Raw genomic sequence first — 24,011 nt, 5'->3', positions numbered from 1 at the left:
CGAGCGCAAAATCAAGAGCAACTTGAGCTCACACTTCGCCTGACGAAGCGTGAATTCGCTGCGGTTGCGCCAATGGCCGCTCCGGAGAAATGTCATCACTGCTGCCTGTGCGCATTTTCCATCAGCCAGCCAACAAACACATCCGCATCGCGCCCCGCATCTTCCGGGGTCAGCGCCACATAGGTCTGACCGGACGGCCGGAAACCAAACGGAGCGACCAGACGACCAGCATGCAGGTCATCCTGCACGAGCACTTCCGGTGCGATAGCCATACCCAGACCTGCTGTCGCAGCTTCGAGCAGAAAGTAGAAATGTTCGAACTCCCGCCCCCCTTCCGGCAGGGGCAAATTGCATTGTCTGCACCACTCTTGCCAAGCTGACCGCCGGGTCCGGGTGTGAAGCAGAGGAGTATCGGCGAGGTTTTCCCATTCGACGGGTTTGGTATCCCCCAGAAACCTTGGGCTGAAAACAGGTCCAACGTGATCCGGGAAAAGCTCGGCGACCTTTGCTGCGCCCCACGGCCCTGCGCCCACGCGGATCGCGACATCGAGCCGCTGGCGGGCGAAATCCACCGGGCCATCATCGGCCGTCATCCTGACCTCGATCTCGGGGTGACGCTCCTGAAAGTCGAACAGTCTCGGGATCAGCCACCGCATAGCAAACGTGCTCAGACAGGAAACATCCAGCGTCCGTCGATCCTTATGCATTACGCGAGACACAGCTGCTTCGATGCCGTCGAACGCATCTTGCAGTGCGGGCTGCATTTCCAGCGCCGCCTGCGAAGGCACCAGTTTGTTGCGTGGCCCTTCGAACAGAGCAACACCCAGAGTATCTTCCAGACCCCGCACCTGACGGCTCACCGCCCCGTAGGTCACACCTAACTCTTCGGAAGCGCGTTTCATTTGCCCGTGCCGCATGGTTGCCTCGAAGGCGCGCAGGGCATTGAGAGGTAGCAGACCGCGTTTCATGAGTATTTATCTCACATGAAATACGAGAAACAATCGTTTTTAATGGTGTTTGAAATCCGCAATAAAATGATATGACACATGAAATTCCATTCCGCTTCGCCGATGCGACTGTTCCGCAAACGATCACGTTCGATGTGCTGTCGATCTGGTATCGCAACTTCACTACTCGCCGGATCCTCGCGCGCATAGAGTCCGAACGTCTGTCGGACCTTGGCTTGACGGAGACACAGCGAGCGTCCGAGATTGCCAAGCCCTTCTGGCGATAGAGCATGGAAAACCACGTCTTCGCCGCGGTCCTGATCGCCGCCTTTCTTCATGCCGGATGGAACTCCGTGGTGAAGGCCGGTCTGGATCGGGTTTCGACTGTTCTGCTCCTCGCCCTTGTCCAAGCCGCCATCGCTCTGCCGATCCTGCCGTTCGTGAACCAACCGGCGACAAAGGCATGGCCCTGGATCATCGCGGCTGCGTCCCTGCACACCGGCTACAAGCTATTTCTCGTCCAAGCCTATGCGCACGCTGATCTGAGCCAAGCCTACCCGTTAGCTCGTGGCACTGCGCCACTCATCGTGACCCTGTTCTCGGTCGCGTTTCTCGGCGTGTCTTTCGATTTCGCATCCCTCGCTGCCATTCTCGCCATCTCGCTCGGTGTCCTCCTGATGGCAGCGAAGGGATCATCAGCAGGCCGGATGCGGGGCAAAGCACTGTTCTACGCCATCGGGACGGCAGGCTTTACGGCCAGCTATACTCTTGTCGATGGGGTCGGGGCGCGGATCGCAGGCACCTCGTCGGGTTTCATCCTTTGGATGGTTCTTGGCGATGCTGTCGGCATGGTCGCTTATGCGGCGTGGAGCCGTGGGGCTGCCGCGTTTTCCGGACTACTGCCTGCCTGGAAAACCGGGATCGCGGCGGGTGCGATGTCGCTTGGCTCCTACTGGATCGCGGTATGGGCGTTCACCCAGGCACCGATTGCGCTCGTCGCCGCGCTGCGCGAATCCAGCATCCTGTTCGCAGTGCTGATCGCAGCTTTCATTTTGCGCGAGCCGGTCAGCGGATGGCGATGGGCATCAGCCTGTGCAATCGCCTATGGTGTGGCGATTATGAAGCTCTGATGCAGCCTTCTTCGAAACGCCGCTCGCGCTCGCGTTTCTACTCGATGGAACAGGTAAGCGGCCATCCAGCCGCCGCGCAGCTTTTGAACGGTTGGGAAGCCCGCTGAGCCGGCGTTACCCACGGTAGAATAGACGCAATTCCTTTTTTTGCCGCCTACCTGCAACCCTGAGTGTGACCTGGCGATGCTCTAGTTTGTTTAAGGCAACCGGCTGGCGAATACCCCCTGCGGGGGACTGTGAGGGGAAGGCGGGCTGGGGGAAGCTAGGGCAGACGAATAGAAAACTCGCCACTATCAGGAGAGCCCCGATGACCGCCCCCGGCAAGCAGACAGCATGGGCACAGGACCGCGCCCACCTATTGCACCCCTACACGGATTTCGCCTCGTTTGCCAAAGAAGGCAGCCATGTGATCGAACGTGCTGAGGGCATGCATGTTACCGGCACGGACGGCAAACAGCTGCTGGACGGTATCGCCGGTCTGTGGTGCGTGAACATCGGCCATGGCCGCGAGGAGATGGCCGAAACCATCGCCAAGCAGGTGATGGACATGCAGTATTACAACCCGTTCGGGCACAGCACCAACGTGCCCGCGGCACAGCTGGGCGCCAAGCTGGCAGAACTGGCCCCCGGCGACCTGAACCGCGTCTATTACACCTGCGGCGGCTCAACCGCCAATGATGCCGCGGTGCGGCTGGTCCACTATTACTTTGACATGAGGGGCAAGCCCCGGAAGAAAAAGATCATCTCGCGGCTGAACGGGTACCATGGCGCAACCTATGTGGCGGCTTCGCTCACAGGCATCCATGGGACCAAATACGGGTTCGACCGGATTGGCGAGGATTTCATCAGCCATGTCTCGGAAGCCAATCTCTATGCCAAGCCGGATGGCTGGAGCGACGGGGACTATTGCGACCACCTGGTGCACGAATTTGAAGCGCGCATTCAGCAGCTCGGGCCCGACAACGTGGCCGCCTTCATAGCCGAACCAATCATGGGCGCTGGCGGCGTGCTGGTTGCACCGGAAGGCTACCACAAACGCATGTATGACATCTGCAAGGCCCACGGGATGCTCTATATCGCTGATGAGGTGGTTACCGGTTTTGGCCGTCTTGGGGAATGGTTCGCCTCGAAAGCGCTGTACGGCTATACGCCGGACATTCTGGTCTGCGCCAAGGGGCTGACCTCCGGCTATATCCCGCTGGGGGCGACGCTGATCTCGGATGAAATCTACGACACCATCGCCAAGCCGCAATGCGAGGGCGGCGTGTTCTCAATGGGGTTCACCTATTTCGGCCATCCCGTGGCTTGTGCCGCGGCGCTGAAGAACATCGAGATCATCGAGCGCGAAGGCATCCTGGATCATGTGCAGACGGTTGGCGCCTATTTTCAGGAAAGCGCGCAGTCCCTGCTCAACCTGCCAAATGTTGGAGATGTGCGAGGCAGCCATTTGATGATGGGCATCGATCTGGTCGCCGACAAAGCCAGCAAAGCCCCTATCGAACTGTCCGAACAGGCCGCAAGCAAGGTATTCAAAGGTTGCCTTGACCGCGGTGTCATCGTGCGCCCGGTCGGCGACCGGATTGTCCTGTCGCCGCCGCTGATCATCAGCACGGACCAATGCGATGAATTGATAGGGGCCGTTGCCGGCTCGATCCGGGATTTCATCGCCAGTCAGGAGTGACCCCATGCGCCAGATAACGCTTGCCGCAACCCAGATGGCCTGCAGCTGGGACATTGACGAAAACATCGCCAAGGCCGAAGCGCTCGTGACCGCTGCCGCCGAGGCCGGAGCGCAGATCATCCTGCTGCAGGAACTGTTCGAAACGCCCTATTTCTGTCTTGAACAGTCGATTGACCACCTGCCACTCGCCCGGCCGCTGGATCAAAGCCGGGTGGCGTCGCATTTCTCATCGCTGGCCCGCAAGCTCGGGGTGGTACTGCCAATCTCCTACTATGAGAAAGCCGGGCTGGCGCGCTTCAATTCGCTGGCCATCGCCGATGCAGACGGCACCATACTGGCCAACTACCGCAAGACCCACATCCCGCAGGCGCCGGGCTACGAGGAGAAGTTCTATTTCTCTCCCGGCGACAGCGGATTTCAAGTGGTCGAAACCCGGTATGGCCGCGTCGGCTGCGGAATTTGCTGGGACCAGTGGTTTCCGGAAACGGCCCGCTGCCTGGCCCTGAAGGGGGCCGAAGTGCTGCTGTTTCCGACCGCCATCGGCACCGAGCCGAAAAACCCGGAGCTGGACAGCAGCGGCCACTGGCGGCGCACGATGCAGGGCCACGCTGCGGCAAACATGATCCCGGTGGTAGCGTCAAACCGCGTGGGCACCGAGCAGGACGGTGGTACGGCTGGCGTCTTCTATGGCACCTCTTTCATTGCAGGCCACACCGGGGAGATCCTCGCGGAAGCGAACCGCACCGACGAAACCTTCATTACCGCAACAGCCGATCTGGAGGCCGCTGCGCGCTACCGCAGCTCCTGGGGCGTGTTCCGGGACCGCAGGCCGCATATGTACGGCGCGCTGCGCACTTTGGACGGCGCAACAGGGAGCCCGGCATGACAAATTTGCTGACGATACGGCCGGTCGAACAAAGCGACCGGGCAAGCTGGGACCGCCTGTGGAGCGGCTATCTCACCTTCTACAAGGCAACGCTGGCGGCACGCGTCTACGACAGCAGCTTCGCAAGGCTGCTGTCAGCGGATGAACGGGAGTACCGCGGCCTGATTGCAGAACTGAATGGCGAAGCCGTCGGCCTCGCCCATTATCTGCTGCACCGCGACATGTGGTCGGTCGAGGACACCTGCTACCTTCAAGACCTGTTTGTCCACCCGCAGGCGCGTGGTGCCGGTACCGGGCGCGCTTTGATTGTCGAAGTGGCAAGGCGGGCTGAAGCGGAAGGTGCTTCCGGCCTCTATTGGCACACACAGGAGTTCAACCACACGGCACGCAGGCTCTACGATCAAGTTGCCACGCTGGTGCCATTTGTGAAGTACGATAAACCCCTCTCCCCCAGCTGAAAAGGGGCCAGAAAATTGGCCCCTTCTTTTTTGTTCCGGCTGCAGTCAGGCCGCGGGCACTTGCTGGGTGATGCAATGCACCCCGCCGCCGCCGCCGCCGATCATGCGGCCTGAAACACCAACAACCCGGCGGCCCGGGAAAGCATCACGCAGGATGGCGAGAGGCTGATCATCCTCCGCCTTCCGGCCTGAGACGGGGACGATAACAGCGCCGTTGCAGACGTAGAAGTTCATATGAACGACGTCATAGCTGGTTAGCGGGATTTCGATGATCTCAAAGCGCCGCCCGCGGGAGTCCGTTGCCTCCTGCAGGATGCGCTTGGCATTCTGGGTGATTTCGTAGTTTGGATCGGAACGGTCACCGGTGGTATGCAGCAACACCACGCCCGGCGCGGCGAAAGCTGCCATACCGTCGACATGCCCGTCGGTGATCGGATCAGGTGTAAGACCGCGGGGCAGCCAAATCACCTTTTGCACGCCCAGACCGGCCTTCAGCTCAGCTTCAACCTGGGCTTTGCTCCAGCCGGGATTGCGGTTCTGGTGCAGCAGGCATTCCTCGGTGGTCAGCAAGGTGCCTAGTCCATCCACTGCCACAGCGCCGCCCTCCAGTACCAAGTCAGATGTGTACATCGGCAGGTCCAGATGGGCAGCGAACCGCCCCTTGGCCAGTGTATCGTGCTTGTAGGGCGGAAACTTGCGGCCCCAGCCGTTGAAGGTGAAGCTGGCGATCCGGCGCGCGCCTTGTGAATTCTGCACAATCATCGGCCCGCTGTCACGCGACCAAGCATCGTTCAGCGGCATTTCAATCAGGGTGATTTCGGAGGACAGCAGCCGTTTTGCCGCGGTCATGTCGCGCCGCCGCACCGCCATGGTGACAGGTTCGTACTCCGCTACGGTATTGGCCGCATCCGCCCACTCCTTGCGCGCGGCGTTCAACTGGTTCGGGTACCAGTTCTGCGGCGGTGGAAACTGCATCAGCGTTTGCTCGTGTTTCTCCCATTCGGCGGGGAAGGCAAAACCCTCCGCGGCCGCGCTGCCGGGGATGACGTCAGCCCCGGTTTTTGCGTAGTTCACGGACCGGGCTGTAGCGGCAGGACTTGCTGCCAGCGCGCCAGACAGCGCCGCCGATGCGGAGGCGAGAAAATTTCGTCGGTTCATATCGGGGTTCCTTATTCAGATACCAGCTTCGGAAGCGCCAAGCGAGGGATCAAGATGATCGCGCAGGCTGTCGCCCAGCAGGTTGAAACCGATCGCAACCAGGGCAATCGCACCGCCGGGGAACACCGCCAGCCACCAGGAGGCGGGCTGATGGGTGAGACTGTCAAAGATCATCGCGCCCCACTCCGGCGTTGGCGGCTGTGCTCCAAGCCCAAGGAACGACAGTCCGGATGCGGCGAGGATCACAAAGCCCACGTCGGTAGTTGCCTGGACGATCACCAAGGGCCAGACCATCGGCAACAGGTCCGAGAAAATCAGCCGCAGGTGCGAGGCGCCCATGCAGCGGGCGGCGGCGATGAACTCCTGCTCCTTCAGCGACAGGATGCGGCTGCGGATCAGGCGGGCGTACCAAGGCCAGAATACGGCAGCCAGTGCAATCGTTGTCGACAGCATCCCGCCGCCAAAGCTGGCAGCGATGGCGGCGGCCAGGATCAGCGCCGGGAAGGCCAGGAACAGATCGGTAATGCGCATCAGAATCTCATCCGCCAGCCCGCCGGCGTACCCCGCTATCAGCCCGAAGCTGGTGCCGATTACTGCGGCAACGGCCAGTACCGCGAATGACACCGACAGCGAAATCCAGGACCCGGCCACCACCCGCGCCAGCATGTCCCGGCCGATCTTGTCGGTGCCCATCCAATGCTCCGCCGTGGGTGGATCAAGCCGCGTCCGGATGTTCATCTTGAGAGGATCAAAAGCGGTGATATGCGTGTCCATCACATAAGCCCCGAAGGCTAGGACAGAGACCATAACCGCAAAGGTGACAATAGCCGCCGCCAGCGCGGCCTGACCCGAAGAGCCGACAAAACCGGCCACCGGGCGGATGATGCTGCCTATAAGTTTGGGCAGGCGGCTGCGGGGCGTGGGCACAGACGTCTCGGCACTCATGTCAGGTTCACCCGCGGATCGAGAAAGGAATAGCTCAGATCAACCAGGAAGTTGATCAGCGTGTAGGCCACAGACACCACCAGCGTGATGGCCATGATGGCGTTGTAGTCGGAGGCCGAAATTGCATTGGCAGTGTAACGGCCCAGCCCCGGCCAATCGAAGATCAGCTCAATAAACACCGCGCCGGAGATCAGCAGGCCGGTGTTCAGCCCGAAAATGGTGACGATCGGCAGCAGGGCATTGCCAAGTGCGTGTTTGAAGTAGATCCGCGCTGGGGAAATCCCCTTGGAGCGCGCGGTGCGGATGAAATCCTGCGACAGCACCTCCAGCAGCGAGGTCCGCACCACGCGGATGGTGATCGCCATAGATGGGATCGCCAGCACCGCCACCGGCAGGATCATATGGTGCAGCGCATCGGTGAACAGATCGAACCGGCCTGCAATCAGGCTGTCGATAGTCATGAAACCGGTCACGAAATCGGGTGCTGCAACCCCGGTGCCCAGCCGCCCGCCGAATGGCACCAGCCCCAAGGTGGCAAAGAAGATCAGCTGGAAGACAAGCGCAATCCAGAAATCGGGCACCGACAGGCCCAGAACCGCAACGCTGCGCACGCCAGCATCTGCGGGCCGGCCGCTTTTGACCGCTGCCAAGGTGCCCAGCAGCACCCCCAGCAGCAGCGAGATCAGCCCCGCCGCAATGACCAGTTCTAACGTTGCCGGGAAAAAGGCCAGGATGTCCTCGGAAATTGGCCGGCGGGTAACGACGGAGCGCCCGAAATCACCCTGCAGAACGTTGCCCAAATAGGCCGTAAATTGCGTGATCACCGGATCATCCAGGCCAAGCCGCTCGCGCACTGCCGCGACCGCCTCGGCGTTGGCACGGGCGCCGGCGATCAGGCGCGCGGGATCGCCCGGCAGCAGCCGGGCAAGCGCAAAGGTCATCAGAACCACGCCAGCTAGCAGCACCAGGGTGGCCGCCGTGCGTCTGAGAATGAAGCGCAGCATACCGGCAGCCCTCAGGAGGTGCGTGACAGGTTGTACATGTCGAGCGTCGCCACATAGATCGGGTTGTTCGCCACTCCCGCAATGTCACTGCGGGCCACAAACTGCGACCGCTCCTGCTGTATTGGCAGCCAGGCCGGGTCTTCATTTGTCAGGACCTCTGCAAGGCGCTGGAACTTGGCGGTCATCTCCTCATCCATCACCTGGTTGCGCAGTTCATCGATCAACGCCGTCGCCTCGTCATTGGCATAGCGCCCGGTGTTGCCGTCAAAAGTCGCCGCATCGCCGCTGAACAGCCCCCAGGCAAAGCTGTACGGATGATCCACATTGGGCCACCAGGAGAAATAGAACAGATCGGGGCGCTCCTCGGCGGTGCCTTCGCCAAAGAACACGTCGAGATAGGCGGAGAAGGACATTTCCTGAAGTTTAAGGCTGATTCCAATCTCCGACAGCCAGGCCTGCAGCAACTGGCCTTCGATGTCGCCAAAGCCTGAGTAATAGGCCATCGTCAGCTCGGTGCCTTCTGCGACCCCGGCCTCAGCCAGCAAGTCGCGGGCCTTGTCCAGATCGAAGGGCAACAGACGGTTCTTGCCGTCCATACCCTGCATCAGCGAGGGGAAGACCGAGGTGGGCTTGTCCGCCGTGCCAAGTGCCACTTCTTCAATGTAGGTGTCATGGTCAAAGGCATGGCAGAGCGCCTGCCGCGCGAGCGGGTCGGCCAGTTTCCCGTCTGTGGCAAAGGCTACATATTGCACGGTGAAAGTCGGCGTGTCGCTTAACGCAAACCGTGGATCATCGCGCAGAACCACCATATCCTCCGGCTCCATCGCCAGGGTCATGTCGGCTTCGCCGGTTTCCAGCAGTTGACGGCGGGTAGCGGAGACCGGAATGGTCTTTGTGATCACCCGGTTGAAATGCGGCTGGTCCCAGCCGCCGCGGAAATCTGGATTGGCGGCGAAGGTTGCGTCCTGGCCGGGGTTGAGGCTGTCCAGCGTGTAAGGTCCGGTGCCCACCGGATTGGTCTGCAGGTATTCCGACCCCATGTCATCATCGCCCTTGGAATGCTTCTCGGCCGCGGTTGGGCTGGCAATCCAGAAGCCGTATTGCGAGGACACCTGACGGTCGAAGAACGGGCGCGGCTCGCCCAGGTCAAAGCGGATGGTCTTTGCATCCAGAACCACGATCTGGCTGTCCGGGTCTTCCAGCTGCCAGGTTCCGGCCAATCCGGCAGGGTGCAGCACCAGGCGGGTAACCGCCTTTTTTACCGCTTCGGCGTCACAGGGGGTGCCATCGTGGAACAGAACACCCTCCGCCAAGGTAAAGGTCCAGCTGCTGGCGTCTTCACTGGCTTCCCAGGATGTGGCAAGCGCAGGCGCCGCGCTCAGCGTGCCGGTGCCATCCAGCACGGTCAGCGTCTCATAAACCGGGCGCAGGCCATAGGCCCATTCGATATTGGTGGCCGGATCAAGGTTTTCGACCGTTGCATCCACCAGCACCACCAGGGCTTTCGGGTCGCGGGCGCCAATGCTGGGCGCCGCCGCAGCACCCGCCGCCCAAGCCACAGAGCCTGGCGCGGCTGCCATCGCGGCAGCAGCGCAGCTGCCGGCCAGGAAAGACCGGCGCGGCAGTTGGAGTTGCGGAGTGTTTGGTCGGTTTCGCGGATCGGTCATGGTCAGCTCCCTAAATTGGCAGGAAATCTGCGCCTCTGCCGTCAGGGAGCCGCTTGCTGTTTCCTTGCCCTAAACTCCCAAAATAGCGCGGCTCCTGTCGATACCACCTAAGGGGCACAGCCATTTCAGGGTGTTGGGCTATAGTTATCCGCAACGGCTCCGGCTTTCTCTATGCGCCAGGAGCCCCCCATGCAGAAAGGATGTTGCGCGCGCCATGGCACTCTTGGAGGTCACCGACCTGACAGTAAGCATCAAAACAGGCGCCCGGGCGGCAGCGATAGTCGAGCAGCTTTCGCTGCGCCTTGAACGCGGCAAATGCCTGGGCATCGTCGGCGAAAGCGGCTCAGGGAAAAGCACCGCGGCGATGGCCATCATGGGGCTGCTGTCTGATGGCCCCTTGCAGGTCTTCGGGCAGATCCTGTTCGATGGCACTGACCTGGCACAACTGCCGCCTGCTGAATTTCGCAAGCTGCAGGGCACCGGCATCGCCATGATCTTCCAAGACCCGATGAGCAGCCTGAATCCGGTGATGCGGATCGGCGATCAGATTGTGGAATGCCTGCAGGCGCACCGGCGCCTTGCCAAGGCTGAGGCGCGGAGCAAGGCAGTTCAGGCGCTGGCGCGGGTCGGCATGCCGGATCCCGATCGCATGATGGCCCGCTATCCACACCAGCTGAGCGGCGGCCAGCGCCAGCGGGTCATGATTGCCATGGCCATTGTGTTCGAACCCAAGCTGCTGATTGCAGACGAGCCCACCACCGCGCTTGACCTGACGATTCAGGCGCAAATCCTGCAGCTCCTGAATAATCTTTCACGCGATCTGAACATGGCGCTGGTGCTGATCACCCATGATCTGGGTGTCGTCGCCGGGATGAGCGATGAGGTGATTGTGCTTTATTCCGGCCGGGATGTGGAGCACGGGCCCACTCAAGAGGTGCTGGAAAATCCGCAGCATCCCTATACCCAAGGGCTCCTCGGGGCGCATCCGTCAATGGATGGGGACTGCGGCCGGCTGACGCCCATCCCCGGCGCCCCGCCCGCGGTGTGGCAGCGGCCGTCGGGCTGTGCGTTCCGCGACCGCTGCCCGGCAGCATTTGACAGCTGTGCCCTGGAACAACCGCAACCCGTTGCAATGCCGCAGCAACAGCATAAGGTCGCCTGTCTGCTGCACGCCACCCCCTCGCAGGCAAAGGAAACCGCATGAGGCCGGCACCCAACCCCGCGCTTCGCATTGATGGCCTGTCAGTCGAATTCAGCACATCCGGAAACCGGAATCTGTTTGAAAAACCCGCAACCTTCAAGGCACTCAGCGGTGTCTCCCTGACCATCCGGCATGGCGAGGTGCTGGGCCTGATCGGCGAGTCCGGCAGCGGCAAAACCACACTGGGCAAGGCCATCGTCGGGCTCACCGGAACCTCTGCAGGCAGTATTCAATTCGACGGGCAGAATATTGATCCATCCTGCGCGCCGGAGCGGCTCAATCTCGCGCGGCGGGTTCAGATGGTGTTCCAGGATCCCTATTCATCGCTGCATCCCAGAAAGACCATCGGGCGGATCCTGTCAGAACCATTCAGGATCCAGAAAACGGCCTCAGGCCCCGAGCTGAGGGACCGCGTGGGCGCGCTGCTGCGGCGCGTCGGGCTGAGCCCGGACCATGCCGCGCGCTATCCGCAGCAGTTCAGCGGCGGCCAGCGTCAGCGCATTGCGATTGCGCGTGCTATTGCCAGTGCCCCATCAGTGATCATTGCCGACGAGCCGGTTAGTGCTTTGGATGTCTCGGTACAGGCCCAAATCCTGAACCTGTTGGATGATCTGCGCACCGAACAGAATATGGCAATGCTCTTTATCAGCCATGACCTGTCGGTGGTACGGCACCTTTGCCAGCGTATCGCGGTCATGTACCTGGGCCGGATCGTAGAGATCGGCCCATCAAAGGAGATGACTGCCGCACCTGCGCACCCTTATACAACGGCCCTGATGTCGGCGGCACCGCGGGTCAAGGCCAGAAACCGGGCGCAGACCGCGCCGATTGTGCTGTCGGGCGACGTTCCCTCACACGCCGCCATTCCCAGCGGCTGCCCGTTTCACACCCGCTGCTGGCTCTACGAGCGGAAGGGCTGCCCGGCACGCTGCCGGACCGAAGTGCCCAAGCTTGCAACACTGACTGACGGCCGCCAGTCGGCCTGTTTCTTTCCGGACGAGGCTGCCAGACCGGCCCGCTCCTCAGCAGCAGCCTGCCGCTAACTGCTGCTGGTTTCCGCAAGCATCCAATCCCACGACACCCGGACCGCGGTGCGCTGAAGATTGCGCTCCAGCGTTACGAGATGGTATTGGGCGCCGCTGCGCAGACTAACAGGGCTCAGCACTTCCAGCTTGCCGTTGCTGACAAGCGGCTGGGCCAGCCCTTTGTCGCAAAGGCACATCCCCAACCCGCGCGCAGCGGCATCAACCGCCAGCGCGGTATCGGAAAAATTCAGCCCCTTCGAATAGTCCGCCCGCTCCACCCCGGCGGCCAGGAACCAGCTCTGCCAGTCATCGGGGTGTTCGTCATGGATCAGGGGCGCTTCATCGGGGCGCTTCTGAAATTCTGCGGCCAGACCGGGGCTGGCAAGCGCGATGCGCTCCTCCGTCAGGAAAGATGCTGTGACAAATTCCTCACCTACCTGCGGTTCGGTTGTCAGAGTGATGTCGATCTCCGTTTCGGTCAGGTCGATGATGCGGTTGCTGGTGTAAAGCCAGGGATCAACATCCGGATAGCTGCCCCGGAACCCTGCAAGCCTGGGCGCGAACCACAGCGCAGCAAAGGCAGGCGGCATGTGAAGGACAACCGAACCGGGCTTGGAATAGGCGTCCAGCCGGCGCACGCCAAGCCGCACCGTCTCCAGCGCGTCCTGGGCCGAGACCAGCAAGTCGCGCCCGGCGTCAGTCAGCTCCACCCGCCGGTTGATGCGCAGGAATAGCGGCTGCTGCAAATGGGTTTCCAGCGTCCGGATCTGATGCGACACCGCCGACTGCGTCATGTTCAGCTCTTCAGCAGCTTGTGAAAAACTGCCAAGCCGGGCTGCAGCTTCGAACCCGATCAAGGCGCCCAGTGGTGGCAGAGGTCGATAAGGGTTATTCATTAAATATTCTCATCGTTTGCCGCCAGATTCCGCGTTTGTTCATAACATATGCTCACATCTAAACTGCAGGAACAATAATTCTTGCACGATGGAGCCCTTCATGTCCGACCAGCAAACCCCGAAATCCGCAGGCTGCCGGATGCCCGCCGAATGGGCGCCGCATCTGCGCACCTGGATGATGTGGCCCACACGGGAAGGGTTCTGGCCAGATATTGAGGAGACCCGCCGGAATTATGCAGCGGTGGCCCATGCCATCCGCGAATTCGAGCCGCTGACCATGCTGGCCCGTCCCGAAGATGCAGCGGCGGCGAAGTCGCTGCTGGGGCCGGATATCGATATCCTCACCAGCCCGATCGACGACAGCTGGGCGCGCGATGCCGGCCCCTGCTTTCTGACTGACGGCAAGGGCGGCCGCGCCGGTGTGTCCTTTGGTTTCAACGCCTGGGGCGGTAAGTACCAGCCGTTTGATGGCGACGATGCTGCTGCGGATGCGATCCTGAACGCCGCCGGTGTGCCAATCTACACTTCCAGTCTTATCGCCGAAGGCGGCGGGATCTCCGTCGACGGCGAGGGCACCATCCTGACCACGGACAGCTGCTTTCCCAATGCTAACCGCAATCCCGGCTGGAGCCGCGCGCGCATTGAGGAGGAACTGAAAGCCATGCTGGGCGGCGACAAGGTGATCTGGCTGCCCGGCAATGCAGAGGAGACCGAAACCGACGGCCATGTCGACGGCATCGCAACCTTCGTTGCGCCGGGCGTTGTGCTGATCGAAGCGGAAGGCCCCGCCGACCATGACTGGCACAGCATCAATGCGGCCAACATCACGGCGATGGAAGGCCAGGCCGATGCGCAGGGCCGCGGTATCAAGCTGGTCAAGATCCCGGACGCGGCCAGTGCCGACTCGGACGATCCGCGGTTCTGCCGTTCCTACGTCAACTCCTACATCTGCAACGGCGGCGTTGTGATGCCTGAATACGGGATCCGCGAGGACGGGCTGGTACGCGAAACCTTCGAAGAACTCTTCCCCGGCCGCCGCGTGTCGCAGGTGCCAATCCCTGCTATCGCCGTTGGCGGCGGCGGCATCCATTGCATCACCCAGCAGGAGCCAGCAGCATGAACACCCACGCCTCAACAGACCTGATTGCGGCCCTTTCCAGCGGCAAGAGCCCCGGTGAACTGGGCTTTGTCATGCCGATCGAAACCGCCCCTCATGCAGCCTGCTGGATGGCTTGGCCCTGGGACGGCCATGAAGACCACTGGGGCGCGGGACTGGCAGCCGCACAGGAGAACTTCGTGCGGATTGCCGCTGCGATCTCTTGTTTCGAGCCCGTGCGGGTGGCCGCGCATCCCGATCATGCAGCACATGCCCGCAGCCTGCTGCCGCCTCAGGTTGATGCCGTACGGTTGAAGCAGAACGATCACTGGTTCCGCGACACCGGCCCGCTGTTCGTGACGAATGGCGACGGACAGACCATCGGTTCCAACCTGATTTTCAATTGCTGGGGCGGGAAGTTTCCCGACTTCGAACTTGATGCAGGCATCGGTGCCACGCTTGTGCGCCACCTCAACCTGCCGCTGTTTCAGTCTCCGCTCACCGGGGAAGGAGGCGGCCTGCATACGGACGGCCGCGGCACCGTCATCACCACCGAGACCTGCTTTCTCAACCCCAACCGCAATCCGGGCATGACCAAGGCGGATGTGGAGGCTGAGCTGTTCCGCGCCATGGGCGCCCGCAAGGTCATCTGGCTGCCGGGCGACGAGCAGGAATGGATCACCGACGGCCACATCGACGGCATGCTGACCTTCACCGCGCCGGGCAAACTGCTGTTCGAGCGCAACCCGGACCCCGCCAGCCCGCGTCAAAAGGTCTGCGAGGAGAACCTCAAGGCCCTGCGCGGGCAGACCGATGCCGATGGCCGGGAAATCGAGATCGGGCTGATCGACGAAGCCTATATGATCGAGCCTGAGACGGACACTACGGCACTGTCTTATGTGAATGCCTATATCGCAAATGGTGGCGTGGTGATCCCCTCGTTCGGCACGCCCACAGATGGAGCCGCGCGGGAAACCTTTGCCAAGGCATTCCCCGGTCACGAAGTCCTGCAAGTTGACGTGAAGGGGATCCGCCACGCCGGCGGCGGTATCCATTGCATGACACAGCAGCAGCCGGCCTAGGCACAAAAGGCGGCCAGAGCGATTTTCCATGGAAAAGGGGGAGACTCAATGTTTGACGCAGTAAACATACGCGACATCAGCAAAACGGGGGCATCAGACGGCCTGGACGGCCTCGCCCGGGCCATAGAGCTTGTCGGGCAAGAGGGGTTCGTGCCCGCCCTTGCAGACCTGTGCCAATCGGCATCGGGATATGACAGCACCTTTGCCGCGGCCTTTTTCCCGGACCATCCGCCTGTGGAGCTGTTCGACAACCTGTCAGATGAATACAGCGCAGCGACAATCAAGCCTTACCTGGATTTTGCCTGCTTCCTCGACCCCTTCTACAATCTTTTTCAGCAGGGGACCGGGGACCAAGTGGTCACGCTTGGCGAGTGCGCACCCGACGATTTCATGGCGTCCGAGTACTACCAGACCTTTTATGCAAGCACCGGCCTGTTTGACGAAACCAGCGTGTTCGTCGCATTTGAGAATGGTGCCGCCGTGGTGATCTCTCTGGGCAGCAGGGAAGAAAGCTTTCAGCTTGGTACGGATCAAAGGGCTGCACTTGCCGCGCTGCTGCCCTGTATCGCAGCACTCTGCCGCCGCCATTGGCCCGCACTGGACCCGGATTCGCTGGCTGGCAGCGGGCGCATGGGGCTGCATCTGAAAAAATCCTTTGAGCGCTTTGCCAGCTCAGTGCTGAGTGGGCGCGAGGCTGAGATCGTGCAGCTGATCCTGAAAGGGCATTCCTCGAAGTCTATCGCCCGCGAGCTGGGCAACAGCCCGGAAACCGTCAAGGTCCACCGCAAGCGTATCCACAACAAACTGGGCATCACCTCGCAGGGGGAGCTGTTCTCGCTGTTCCTTGAGGCGTTGACCCGGGCACCAGCCAATGCGACTGGCGACCCGCTCACCTACCTCGACAGGCCAGTGAACGGGCAGCTCTAATTTCACTCTGAAAACAGCCCTGCGTCATCAAAAACCGCATCGCCCTGCAGCAGGGTCGCCTCAATGGAAACGCCGCTGATGCTTTCCAGCGGGATCTCCAGGATGTTTTCGCTCAGCACCACAAGATCCGCGAATTTGCCCGCCTCCAGGGACCCGGTCCGGTCCGCGTGGCGCAGAGCCATAGCCGGATTGATGGTCATCGCCTCTATGGCGGCGGCGACGTCCGGCAGGCCATTGCGCTTCCGGCTGACCGCGGTTTCGATCTTGATCAGCGGGTTCAGCTCATCCGCATCCCAATCGCTCGACAGCGTTACGATCGCCCCCGCCTCCAACAGCGCTCCTGCAGGCAGCAGAAAATCAGTGCGATCGCCAATGAACTCCGCCATGAAGGCCTCATAATCCTTGCTGACCGCACTTGGCGCCAGCTGCAGGTCGGCAATGGCGCCAAGCTCGGCAAACCGGGGGTAATCCGCGGGATCGACAAGATAGAGATGGGTCAGACGGTGCGGCCCGGCCTCCGGCGCGGCCTGGGCAATCGCATCCAGCGCCAGCCGTGCGCCGTAGTCCCCGGTGACATGAAAATGCAGTTGAAACCCCGCCGCCGACAACTCCCGCGCGGCATGCATCAGCGCCTCTTCTTCGAAATACAGATAGCCGTATTCCTCACCTTTCAGCAAATTCAGCCCTGCTTCATAGGGTTCCAGCAAGGCACCTGTCGCCTGGCTCAGGATGCCATCGACATAGATCTTGGCCACGTTGAAACGCACCAGTCGGCCGGGGTCGTTGTGGAAGAGTGTTTTGAGTTCAGAAAGCTGATCGTCCAAGGGGCGGTCAGGTAGATGTAAAATGCGTTCGAGGCCCGCAGCGTCAGCGTGCCCGCCTCTTCAGCCTTATCCCACACCTTATGATGCCCCTGGGGCCAATAGCCGCCCGCATCGCTGACTGAGGTGATCCCGTTGGCATTCAGCTCCGCCGCGGCATCAAGCAGGCTGTCATAGGCAAAGTCCAGATTTTCCCGGGTTGGGGGAAAGGCAAGGGAGCGCAGGTTGTGCGGTGCATTTTCCAGCACCACCCCGTTCGGCCGCCCATCGGGTCCGCGCAGGATGATATTGCCATTGGCAGCGTCCTCTGCCGGGCCGTATCCCGCCGCCTGCAGCGCCAGCGAATTGGCCCAGGCGCCATGGCCGATGTCATCAAGGATCATCACCGGTCGGTCCGGCGAGATTTCATCAAGCACCTCAACCGGATTTCCGTGCAAGTCTAGCAGGTTGACCATATTCACACCGGCCCCTAGCACCCACGCGCCAGTATCCCCGTCTTCAGCGCAATGCCGCACCGCGGCCTTGTAACCAGCAAGTGTATCGAAGGCTTCGAACGGGCAGAGAACCGCATTCACCCCGGCTTCCACCGCATGCAAGTGAATGTCCTGAAAGCCTGGCAGCACCATACGCCCGCCCAGGTCCACGATCTCCGCATCGTCACCTGCCGCTGCCAGCACTTCGGCCTCGCTGCCAACGGCGGCAATGACGCCGGTTTCATCGATGGCAAGCGCCTCAGACCAGTTGCGCTCCTCATCCACCGTGTAGATGGCGGCATTGGTCAGCACCAGGGTCTCCGCCCATGCCGCACCACCTGCAAAGCCGGCCAATCCGGCCGCAACCGCACAAAGATGTTTCATGGCGCACCTTCCTGTTTTTTCATTTTGTCAAATACATACCGGGGATAGGTGGCCTTGGCATTCCGCGCCGTACTGGCGCTGACAGAGACCGTGGCAAATGGCTGCTCCTCGCTGGTTACTGCGAGAACCTCCCCGTCCGGGTCCACCGCCACGGAAGCCCCCTCAAAGGCAAAACCGTCGACTGCCGAATAGGCGAAATTCGAAGACAGGATATAACAGCCGCTCCGCACCGCCAAGGTACGGGCGCCGGAGATCCAGATATCGCTGCCCAAATCCGGCGTCGCGCGCGGAACCAGAAGCACTTCTGTCCCCGCCTGTGACAGGCGGCAGGCATGCGCCCAGTCCCACAGCTCGGTGCAGATGGCAAATCCAATTCGGACCCCGTTCCAGTCCAGCGGCGCCGTTTGCTGCTCACCCGCCCCATACCATCGGCTCTCCCAATAGCCGTCTTCCTCCGGCAGCGCCGCTTTCTCGTGCGGCTCCGCAGCAATCTGGTTTTCCTGCCATAGGAAGGCACGGTTTCTGGGCTGGCCTGTTGCATTCAGAACCGGGCGCGATCCCGCTAATGCCGTTCCCAGTTGCTTTCCAAGCTCATCCAGGCCCCGCTCGTGGTCAAAGACAGACTGCTGCCACAACACTGCGTCACGTTCCGGGCTGATAGCCAGCCAGCGGCTCAGCGGCATTTCCGGCAGCAGCACAAGATCGCTCTGCGCCGCCGCCGCATGGGCAGCCAGCGCGTCCGTTTGCGCCGCCCTTGCCTGTGGCCGCGGGTCCCAATCGGCAACGGTGATCCTCATGCCGTTGCCCCCGCCGGTGCCTGCACACCCGCTGCCTGCAATGCTACATCCAGCAGCACGTTCGCACCGGCGCGGACATGCTCCGGCGCCGTGTATTCCCGTTCGTTGTGGCTGATACCTTTGCGGCAGGGCACAAAAACCAATGTTGCGGGCACCACCTTGGCAAGATGGAATGCGTCATGTGCGGCGCCGGAGACCATGTCCCGGGCGGCATAACCCCGCGCCGCGGCACTGGTCCGCACCGCCTCAATCAGTTGCGGATCAAATGTGACAACAGGTGAGTGCCAAGTCTGTTCAAGGTTAACGTCCACACCCTCGGCTTCGGCTTTCAACTGAGCAATACCCTCGGCCAGGGTGCCATGCATATGCCCCAGCATGGCCTCATCGGGGTGGCGCATATCAACCGATAAGCGGACCTGCCCCGGCATCACATTGATGGCGCCGGGCCGCGTTTCGATCACCCCGATAGTCGCGCGGGCATCAGGATCCGTCAGGCCAACCCGGTAAACCAGGTTCGTCACCGCCGCCAGCTGTCGCACCGGGTCACGCCGCATCGCCATGGGCATCGGCCCGGCGTGGGTCTCTTCGCCGGACATTGTCAGGGTATACCAGCGGATCGCCTGCCCGCCAGTGACCACCCCGATAGTCTTTTTCTCCTGCTCAAGGACCGGCCCCTGTTCGATGTGCAGTTCCAGATAGCTGCCGATTGCGCGGCTGCCCGGCTCCACACCGCTATCGTAGCCAAATCTCTCGAGTTCCCGCGCAACCGGGATGCCCGATGCGTCGGTAAGCGCCAGTGTTTCAGCGAGTGAATGCACGCCGCAATGAACGCCCGAGCCCATCATGGCGGGCTGAAACCGGGAACCCTCCTCATTGGTCCACACGGCGACATCCACCGGTGCCTCTGTCGCAAGCCCCAGATCTTCAAGCGTTTCCAGAACTTCCAGTCCGGCCAGCACCCCCAGCACGCCGTCGAACCGGCCGCCCATGGGCTGCGTGTCCAGATGGCTGCCGATGACAACCGGCGGCGCAGCCGGATCCCGGCCCGCACGGCGGACGAACAGATTGCCGATCCTGTCGAAGATCGCTGTGAAGCCGCGGTTCCCGCACCATGCCAGAAACAGCTCGCGGCCGTCCTCGTCATCCTGACTGAGCGCAAGCCGGTGCGAGCCGCCGTTCGCGGTTGCTCCGATTTCGGCCATATCCATCAAACGGGACCAAAGCCGTGTTCCGTCCACCGAATAACCTGTCATCAAACGCTCCTGCAGAACTTCGCGAAATACCCGCATGATCCCCGTCAGGGCAGCTTTCCGGTAGTCCCCCATCTGTGGGACTGGCAGCCTGCCAAGAGAGGGAGCTGGCAGAGGCGACGCATCCGGGAGGGATACCGTTCGCGCCCTGTCTGCCGGGCGGCAGTTGCAGTCCGGAGCCATACGGCCCCTGCTGTGTTCATTATGCTGAGGCTACCCCTAATGGGTTAGCTGCCTTGCCGGGCGGCCTGGATTAGCAGGTCACGTCCGTCAAGCTGGTGTAATTTCCCAGATGGCCTGGGGTCATGGTCAGGCGGGAACCGGAAGTTCGCCGCGGGTGCGAACGCGCCCCAAACTCACTGTAGAAGCGGACGCGCAGCGAGCGCCCTCCTCAACATTCCGGTAGGAAACAAGCTGCCTTGCACAAGAGCACTACTCCTGAAGTTACTGCTTGATCAAAAAGATAGCTCATTCGTCAGCCGCGCCACGGCGCACTTGCTGCCCCAATCTTAAGTTCGCGCCTTTTCGAACGCGGCCCAAGCTTCTTCGAAACTGGCAAAGCCGAAACCTTCGCGGCGCGCCGGTTCGAGGATCAGTTTCTCCGTCTCCAGGAGCTTCTGGATGGCACGTCCCAATAGCGGCACGACGTCCGCCGGAATAACAAGCGCGCCATGGCGGTCGGCGTGGATCAGGTTCCCGTCCTGCACTTCCATCCCGAAGACAGTGACTGGAGTGCCAATTTCACGCACATGCACGAAACCGTGGCTGGGACCGATCGAACCGGCAACCACCGGAAAGCCCTCCGGCAGATCTCCCAGATCGCGCATGACGCCGTTGGTCAGCGCACCGGAAAGACCGAACCCCTTGTGGACCGTGGTGTTGATCTCTCCCCAGTAGGCGCCGATGCAGTCCGGGTAGTCGAGATCTTCCACCACTGCCACGCCGGGGCGCGGACCCTCGGACATATGCTTGTAGTAGGCCATGCGCCGTTCTCGGATTATCTCTGGCGGTTCAGCGGGCGGATTGACGGCCGCTATTTTGGCAGTGCGGGCATAGCCCACGATCGCGCCTGCTTCTGGCGCAGAGCATAGCATGGTGCCGCGGGTGAAATTGGCAAACCCGCGCTTGCCTTGTGCAACTTCGATTGCATTGCAGACAGTGGGGGTGTCGACCGATTTCAGCAGGTCCAGAAGAGAGTTGTCCATTAGGCCTCCAGCCAGCGGGCCAGCGCCGCTGTGGTTTCTTCAGGTTGTTCCAGTGTGGGCAGATGCCCAGCGTTTTCAATCACTTCCAGCCGGTCAGCGGGAATGAGACCGGCCATCAGCTCATGCCGCTCCAGCGGGCACAGAACATCCTGGCGGCCGCAGAGAACCAGCGCAGGCAAATCCGCTTCAGCCAGTGTTTTGCGCTGATCCGAACGCTCCATCAGGGCGCGGGATTGGGACAGAAACACATGAGGACCCAACCCGATCGCCATCTCCATGCAGAGGTCCAGCACGTCTTGCTGCTGGGGGCCGGGCGCCAGATAGTTCGGTTTCATTTCGTCACGCATGACCTCTGCCAAGCGGCCATTGCGTACCGCCTGCATTTGCGGCAGGCGGCGATGTTTGACCTCTTCCCGCTCGGCCAGCGGGTTGGTGTCCAGAAGCGCGATCCGGTCGACCCTCTGCGGTGCTTGGCGCAGGATTTCCATCGCCACGATGCCGCCCATTGACAGACCGGCCAGGGCAAATCGCGGCGGCGCTGTCTCCAACATGGCCTGCGCCATGGCTTCAATGCTGCTGTGGCGGGCCAGCGAGACCAAATGCAGATTGCGCTGGCCGGACAAGGCGGCGACTTGCGGGGTGAACAGCCGCGCGTCGCACATCATGCCGGGGATCAGGACAAGCGGTGTCATTTGGCCATCCGCGCCCCTTCGGAAAGAGCCGCGAGCTTGGCATAGGCGATATCCGGATCCACCGCGCCAAAGCCTGCAAAAGTGCCGAAACCGCAATCCGAGCCTGCGACCACCCGGTCAGAGCCGACGATTTCCGTAAATCTTGCAATGCGCTGCGCGACCAGTTCCGGGTGTTCTACAAAATTGGTGGTCGTGTCGACCACGCCGGGCACCAGCACCTTGTCGTCCGGGATCTCTGCCTTGCGGTCGCGAAACACGGTCCATTCATGGGCGTGGCGCGGGTTGGAGGTTTCAAACAGAACATAGCGCGATTTGGTGTTCATCAGAGTAGTGAACACTGTGTCCATCGGAATGTCGCAGCAATGCGGGCCTTCGTAGTTGCCCCAGCAGATATGCACCCGGACGCGCTCCTGCGGCACGTTTTGCAGCGCGTGGTTCAACGCCTCCACATGCATGTCCGCGATTTTGATGAACTCCGCGTCGGACAAGTCATTGAACAGCATGTGCCGCGACAGTGCCAAGTCGGGGCAGTCCAGCTGCAGGTCCAGCCCGGCGGCCACGATGGTCTCATATTCAGCCTTCATCGCATCGGCCAGCGCGGCCAGGTACGACTCGCGTGTGGGGTAGAAATCGTTCTGCAAAAACAGCGAGATGACCCCGGGCGAGGCCGCGTTCATAAAGCCGTGCTTCGCGCCGTGCTCTGCCATGGCAGTTTTGAGGTTGGCGATGTCCTTTTTCAGCTCAGCCTGGCCTTTGGAGCGCACCTCGCTGGTACACATGGGGCGGGCATATTGCGGCGTGCCGCCGTCGTCTGCCAGCCGTTGCAGGAAGCCCGGAAACATCTTCAGATCGGCAGGCGCATTGCGCGGGCTGTCGCCGGAAAAGCCGGTGTAGCGGTCCTTGACGTAGGTAGCATAGGAGATCTTGGAGGTCTCGCCGTCGCTGACGATATCCACCCCCGCGGCAACCTGTTTGCGGACAGTTTCAGAAAAGGCAGCCGCCATGCAGGCGTCGAATTCCGCTTGGTCAAAAGGTTCCTTCCGCTCGCGGGCGAAGATGAAGTCCACCACCTCCTGGGTCCGGGGCAGCGAGCCAACATGGGTTGTCTTGACCATCATCCAATCTCCCTAATTTCAGGGCGGTGCCATGCGTACACCCCCTGTACACCCCCTGTGCAGCGGACGGCGCCGCACAGGAGGAAACTGCGGTCAGCCTTGCCAGGTGGCGCCGGCAGGATCGTCGGTGGCAGTGATGCGGTAGAGGCCCGCGTTCCCGGTCATCGACGGTTCGGCGCTGTAGCTTTCGCCGGGCAGCACCAGCGCGGTGTCGCCGTTGGACAGGGTGGTCTCAACCTCGTTGATGGTGATCCGCCAATGGCCGCTGGCGGGCATCAGAACCACCGGCTTTTCCGCCTTGACCTGATCCGCCACGGCAGAGCCGCGGGCCAGGAAATCGACCTCAAAGCCCGGCTTGTCCTTGATCAGGCCGTTCTCGCCGATAACCACAGCCGGTTTGCCAGCCGCCAGGGCCATCAGATCCCAGTAACGGGCGACATATCTGCCAATTACATCTTCGACCGGCACCTCGGGGTAGGCCTTCAGCTGCTCCTCGGTCAGCACCGGCATCGGTTGCACGTTGTGCGGCAGTTCCTGGCCCTTCTTGCTGTCATACAGCACGCCGTTGTTGCCCAGCATCAGGCCGTGGGCCTGCGCGTCCTCGATCACCTGCGGCGCCCAGGTGACGCCGCCGCCGGCATCGTCACCGCCAAGGATCGACATGATCATGCCGTAGTCCTGGCCGACGTTTTCAAAGCCGCGGAAGATGCCAGTGGGGATGTTGAAGATATCGCCTTCCTCGGCGATGAACTCACCCGCGGTGCCATAACGGCCCCAAAAGAAGCGCCAGCGTCCCTTTGCCACAAAAAACACCTCGGCCGTGGTGTGGGAATGCAGGCTGTTGCGGCATTTCGGCGGCTGACCCGCCGCGCCGATGTTGAAGCCGATCTTGTCGGTGATGTGGACATGCTGGTCCGGGCTTTCGCTGACGCCGCCGCCGATGATCGTGAAGTTCTCCTTCTGGTCGGAGCCCGGGGTGTGGGCGTCGATGAAGGCGGTCTTGCAGGGTTTCAGCTCGCCGTAGCGGACGATGCGGGATTGAATGGTGCTCATGGCTGGTATCCTTTTGTGCCGGGATGAAGAGGGAGGGAGGAGAATGCCCCCATCATCCCGGCGGCCGCAGGTTCAGCCGGCGTGCGCGCAGCGAGGCGCGGTGCCGGTGAAAGCGGCG

At 61.7% G+C, this 24,011-nt stretch carries 24 protein-coding genes; 10 read left to right on the top strand and 14 right to left on the bottom strand.

The features are described 5' to 3' along the window. Window positions 1–95 precede the first annotated feature (95 nt). Window positions 96–968, bottom strand: coding sequence for a LysR substrate-binding domain-containing protein (locus AC5STB_RS09260; RefSeq protein WP_495442640.1), 873 nt, complete (start codon window positions 966–968; stop codon window positions 96–98). 71 nt (window positions 969–1,039) lie between these two features. Here AC5STB_RS09260 and AC5STB_RS09255 point away from each other — a divergent pair, with 71 nt between their 5' ends. The 5 genes from AC5STB_RS09255 to AC5STB_RS09235 all read left to right on the top strand — a co-directional run bounded on the left by AC5STB_RS09255 (window position 1,040) and on the right by AC5STB_RS09235 (window position 5,102). Then, window positions 1,040–1,234 carry a DUF1127 domain-containing protein gene (locus tag AC5STB_RS09255; RefSeq protein WP_495442639.1) on the top strand — a complete coding sequence of 65 codons (195 nt, stop codon included), beginning with the start codon at window positions 1,040–1,042 and terminating at the stop codon, window positions 1,232–1,234. A 3-nt stretch (window positions 1,235–1,237) separates the two neighbouring features. After that, window positions 1,238–2,077: an EamA family transporter gene (locus tag AC5STB_RS09250; protein ID WP_495442638.1), complete on the top strand. Its 840-nt coding sequence runs from the start codon at window positions 1,238–1,240 to the stop codon at window positions 2,075–2,077. Window positions 2,078–2,384: 307 nt separating this feature from the next. Next, on the top strand, window positions 2,385–3,758 hold the full coding sequence (locus tag AC5STB_RS09245) for an aminotransferase (protein WP_495442637.1): 1,374 nt from the start codon (window positions 2,385–2,387) through the stop codon (window positions 3,756–3,758). Between the two features lie 4 nt (window positions 3,759–3,762). Continuing rightward, complete coding sequence (aguB, locus tag AC5STB_RS09240; RefSeq protein ID WP_495442636.1) at window positions 3,763–4,644, top strand: N-carbamoylputrescine amidase; 882 nt, start codon at window positions 3,763–3,765, stop codon at window positions 4,642–4,644. Further along, entirely contained in the window at window positions 4,641–5,102 is a 462-nt protein-coding gene (locus tag AC5STB_RS09235; protein ID WP_495442635.1) for a GNAT family N-acetyltransferase, read from the top strand. The genes aguB and AC5STB_RS09235 overlap by 4 nt, the downstream gene beginning before the upstream one ends. 45 nt (window positions 5,103–5,147) lie before the next feature. On the opposite strand, the gene AC5STB_RS09230 is transcribed toward AC5STB_RS09235, so the two are convergent. The 4 genes from AC5STB_RS09230 to AC5STB_RS09215 all read right to left on the bottom strand — a co-directional run bounded on the left by AC5STB_RS09230 (window position 5,148) and on the right by AC5STB_RS09215 (window position 9,876). Continuing rightward, on the bottom strand, window positions 5,148–6,176 hold the full coding sequence (locus tag AC5STB_RS09230) for an agmatine deiminase family protein (RefSeq protein ID WP_495442634.1): 1,029 nt from the start codon (window positions 6,174–6,176) through the stop codon (window positions 5,148–5,150). A gap of 99 nt (window positions 6,177–6,275) precedes the next feature. Then, window positions 6,276–7,205 (bottom strand): ABC transporter permease, encoded by a 930-nt coding sequence (locus AC5STB_RS09225; RefSeq protein ID WP_495442633.1) that lies wholly within the window; start codon window positions 7,203–7,205, stop codon window positions 6,276–6,278. Further along, window positions 7,202–8,209, bottom strand: a complete 1,008-nt coding sequence (locus tag AC5STB_RS09220; RefSeq protein ID WP_495442632.1) for an ABC transporter permease — start codon at window positions 8,207–8,209, stop codon at window positions 7,202–7,204. Before AC5STB_RS09220 ends, AC5STB_RS09225 begins: the two co-directional genes overlap by 4 nt. Window positions 8,210–8,220: 11 nt before the next feature. Beyond that, window positions 8,221–9,876, bottom strand: coding sequence for an ABC transporter substrate-binding protein (locus tag AC5STB_RS09215; RefSeq protein WP_495442631.1), 1,656 nt, complete (start codon window positions 9,874–9,876; stop codon window positions 8,221–8,223). 214 nt (window positions 9,877–10,090) lie between these two features. Between AC5STB_RS09215 and AC5STB_RS09210 the strand changes: the two genes are divergently transcribed. Together AC5STB_RS09210 and AC5STB_RS09205 are read left to right on the top strand one after the other, a co-directional pair. Further along, a complete protein-coding gene (locus AC5STB_RS09210; RefSeq protein WP_495442630.1) occupies window positions 10,091–11,080 on the top strand; it encodes an ABC transporter ATP-binding protein in 990 nt (329 codons plus the stop codon). Beyond that, window positions 11,077–12,120 (top strand): ABC transporter ATP-binding protein, encoded by a 1,044-nt coding sequence (locus AC5STB_RS09205; RefSeq protein ID WP_495442629.1) that lies wholly within the window; start codon window positions 11,077–11,079, stop codon window positions 12,118–12,120. Before AC5STB_RS09210 ends, AC5STB_RS09205 begins: the two co-directional genes overlap by 4 nt. Here the strand turns inward: AC5STB_RS09205 and AC5STB_RS09200 are convergent. Further along, a complete protein-coding gene (locus tag AC5STB_RS09200; RefSeq protein WP_495442628.1) occupies window positions 12,117–12,998 on the bottom strand; it encodes a LysR substrate-binding domain-containing protein in 882 nt (293 codons plus the stop codon). The two genes, AC5STB_RS09205 and AC5STB_RS09200, sit on opposite strands and share 4 nt — an antisense overlap. A 100-nt stretch (window positions 12,999–13,098) precedes the next feature. On the opposite strand from AC5STB_RS09200, the gene AC5STB_RS09195 reads away from it, so the two are divergent. From AC5STB_RS09195 to AC5STB_RS09185, 3 genes are read left to right on the top strand one after another with little or no spacing between them, the layout of a single operon-like run. After that, window positions 13,099–14,118 carry an agmatine deiminase family protein gene (locus AC5STB_RS09195; protein ID WP_495442627.1) on the top strand — a complete coding sequence of 340 codons (1,020 nt, stop codon included), beginning with the start codon at window positions 13,099–13,101 and terminating at the stop codon, window positions 14,116–14,118. Then, entirely contained in the window at window positions 14,115–15,176 is a 1,062-nt protein-coding gene (locus AC5STB_RS09190; RefSeq protein WP_495442626.1) for an agmatine deiminase family protein, read from the top strand. Before AC5STB_RS09195 ends, AC5STB_RS09190 begins: the two co-directional genes overlap by 4 nt. Before the next feature lie 48 nt (window positions 15,177–15,224). Next, window positions 15,225–16,103 (top strand): helix-turn-helix transcriptional regulator, encoded by an 879-nt coding sequence (locus AC5STB_RS09185; RefSeq protein ID WP_495442625.1) that lies wholly within the window; start codon window positions 15,225–15,227, stop codon window positions 16,101–16,103. Window positions 16,104–16,105: 2 nt separating this feature from the next. Here the strand turns inward: AC5STB_RS09185 and AC5STB_RS09180 are convergent, their stop codons facing one another. The 8 genes from AC5STB_RS09180 to AC5STB_RS09145 all read right to left on the bottom strand — a co-directional run bounded on the left by AC5STB_RS09180 (window position 16,106) and on the right by AC5STB_RS09145 (window position 23,893). Continuing rightward, window positions 16,106–16,858, bottom strand: a complete 753-nt coding sequence (locus tag AC5STB_RS09180) for an amidohydrolase family protein (protein WP_495442624.1) — start codon at window positions 16,856–16,858, stop codon at window positions 16,106–16,108. Beyond that, complete coding sequence (locus tag AC5STB_RS09175; protein ID WP_495442623.1) at window positions 16,828–17,781, bottom strand: amidohydrolase family protein; 954 nt, start codon at window positions 17,779–17,781, stop codon at window positions 16,828–16,830. The genes AC5STB_RS09180 and AC5STB_RS09175 overlap by 31 nt, the downstream gene beginning before the upstream one ends. Continuing rightward, window positions 17,778–18,578 (bottom strand): carbon-nitrogen hydrolase family protein, encoded by an 801-nt coding sequence (locus AC5STB_RS09170; RefSeq protein ID WP_495442622.1) that lies wholly within the window; start codon window positions 18,576–18,578, stop codon window positions 17,778–17,780. Before AC5STB_RS09170 ends, AC5STB_RS09175 begins: the two co-directional genes overlap by 4 nt. Continuing rightward, window positions 18,575–19,831 carry a Zn-dependent hydrolase gene (locus tag AC5STB_RS09165; protein ID WP_495442621.1) on the bottom strand — a complete coding sequence of 419 codons (1,257 nt, stop codon included), beginning with the start codon at window positions 19,829–19,831 and terminating at the stop codon, window positions 18,575–18,577. The genes AC5STB_RS09170 and AC5STB_RS09165 overlap by 4 nt, the downstream gene beginning before the upstream one ends. Before the next feature lie 506 nt (window positions 19,832–20,337). Continuing rightward, window positions 20,338–21,033, bottom strand: coding sequence for an RraA family protein (locus tag AC5STB_RS09160; protein ID WP_495442620.1), 696 nt, complete (start codon window positions 21,031–21,033; stop codon window positions 20,338–20,340). Then, window positions 21,033–21,725, bottom strand: a complete 693-nt coding sequence (locus AC5STB_RS09155; RefSeq protein ID WP_495442619.1) for an alpha/beta fold hydrolase — start codon at window positions 21,723–21,725, stop codon at window positions 21,033–21,035. Before AC5STB_RS09155 ends, AC5STB_RS09160 begins: the two co-directional genes overlap by 1 nt. Next, a complete protein-coding gene (locus AC5STB_RS09150; RefSeq protein WP_495444585.1) occupies window positions 21,722–22,840 on the bottom strand; it encodes a cobalamin-independent methionine synthase II family protein in 1,119 nt (372 codons plus the stop codon). Before AC5STB_RS09150 ends, AC5STB_RS09155 begins: the two co-directional genes overlap by 4 nt. A gap of 93 nt (window positions 22,841–22,933) precedes the next feature. Then, window positions 22,934–23,893: a cupin domain-containing protein gene (locus AC5STB_RS09145; RefSeq protein WP_495442618.1), complete on the bottom strand. Its 960-nt coding sequence runs from the start codon at window positions 23,891–23,893 to the stop codon at window positions 22,934–22,936. Window positions 23,894–24,011: the final 118 nt, after the last annotated feature.

The sequence above is a fragment of the Leisingera sp. CC-HEC093 genome, from assembly GCF_059429195.1.
The sequence above is the reverse complement of the archived record's forward strand: the minus strand, read 5'-3'. Positions and strand labels throughout refer to the sequence as shown.

Bases quoted from the DNA above. Each gene is read 5' to 3' on its own strand.
- AC5STB_RS09260 (WP_495442640.1), bottom strand. From the start codon at position 968: ATGAAACGCGGTCTGCTACCTCTCAATGCCCTGCGCGCCTTCGAGGCA.
- AC5STB_RS09255 (WP_495442639.1), top strand. From the start codon at position 1,040: ATGACACATGAAATTCCATTCCGCTTCGCCGATGCGACTGTTCCGCAA.
- AC5STB_RS09250 (WP_495442638.1), top strand. From the start codon at position 1,238: ATGGAAAACCACGTCTTCGCCGCGGTCCTGATCGCCGCCTTTCTTCAT.
- AC5STB_RS09245 (WP_495442637.1), top strand. From the start codon at position 2,385: ATGACCGCCCCCGGCAAGCAGACAGCATGGGCACAGGACCGCGCCCAC.
- aguB (WP_495442636.1), top strand. From the start codon at position 3,763: ATGCGCCAGATAACGCTTGCCGCAACCCAGATGGCCTGCAGCTGGGAC.
- AC5STB_RS09235 (WP_495442635.1), top strand. From the start codon at position 4,641: ATGACAAATTTGCTGACGATACGGCCGGTCGAACAAAGCGACCGGGCA.
- AC5STB_RS09225 (WP_495442633.1), bottom strand. From the start codon at position 7,205: ATGAGTGCCGAGACGTCTGTGCCCACGCCCCGCAGCCGCCTGCCCAAA.
- AC5STB_RS09220 (WP_495442632.1), bottom strand. From the start codon at position 8,209: ATGCTGCGCTTCATTCTCAGACGCACGGCGGCCACCCTGGTGCTGCTA.
- AC5STB_RS09215 (WP_495442631.1), bottom strand. From the start codon at position 9,876: ATGACCGATCCGCGAAACCGACCAAACACTCCGCAACTCCAACTGCCG.
- AC5STB_RS09210 (WP_495442630.1), top strand. From the start codon at position 10,091: ATGGCACTCTTGGAGGTCACCGACCTGACAGTAAGCATCAAAACAGGC.
- AC5STB_RS09205 (WP_495442629.1), top strand. From the start codon at position 11,077: ATGAGGCCGGCACCCAACCCCGCGCTTCGCATTGATGGCCTGTCAGTC.
- AC5STB_RS09200 (WP_495442628.1), bottom strand. From the start codon at position 12,998: ATGAATAACCCTTATCGACCTCTGCCACCACTGGGCGCCTTGATCGGG.
- AC5STB_RS09195 (WP_495442627.1), top strand. From the start codon at position 13,099: ATGTCCGACCAGCAAACCCCGAAATCCGCAGGCTGCCGGATGCCCGCC.
- AC5STB_RS09190 (WP_495442626.1), top strand. From the start codon at position 14,115: ATGAACACCCACGCCTCAACAGACCTGATTGCGGCCCTTTCCAGCGGC.
- AC5STB_RS09185 (WP_495442625.1), top strand. From the start codon at position 15,225: ATGTTTGACGCAGTAAACATACGCGACATCAGCAAAACGGGGGCATCA.
- AC5STB_RS09175 (WP_495442623.1), bottom strand. From the start codon at position 17,781: ATGAAACATCTTTGTGCGGTTGCGGCCGGATTGGCCGGCTTTGCAGGT.
- AC5STB_RS09170 (WP_495442622.1), bottom strand. From the start codon at position 18,578: ATGAGGATCACCGTTGCCGATTGGGACCCGCGGCCACAGGCAAGGGCG.
- AC5STB_RS09165 (WP_495442621.1), bottom strand. From the start codon at position 19,831: ATGACAGGTTATTCGGTGGACGGAACACGGCTTTGGTCCCGTTTGATG.
- AC5STB_RS09160 (WP_495442620.1), bottom strand. From the start codon at position 21,033: ATGGACAACTCTCTTCTGGACCTGCTGAAATCGGTCGACACCCCCACT.
- AC5STB_RS09155 (WP_495442619.1), bottom strand. From the start codon at position 21,725: ATGACACCGCTTGTCCTGATCCCCGGCATGATGTGCGACGCGCGGCTG.
- AC5STB_RS09150 (WP_495444585.1), bottom strand. From the start codon at position 22,840: ATGGTCAAGACAACCCATGTTGGCTCGCTGCCCCGGACCCAGGAGGTG.
- AC5STB_RS09145 (WP_495442618.1), bottom strand. From the start codon at position 23,893: ATGAGCACCATTCAATCCCGCATCGTCCGCTACGGCGAGCTGAAACCC.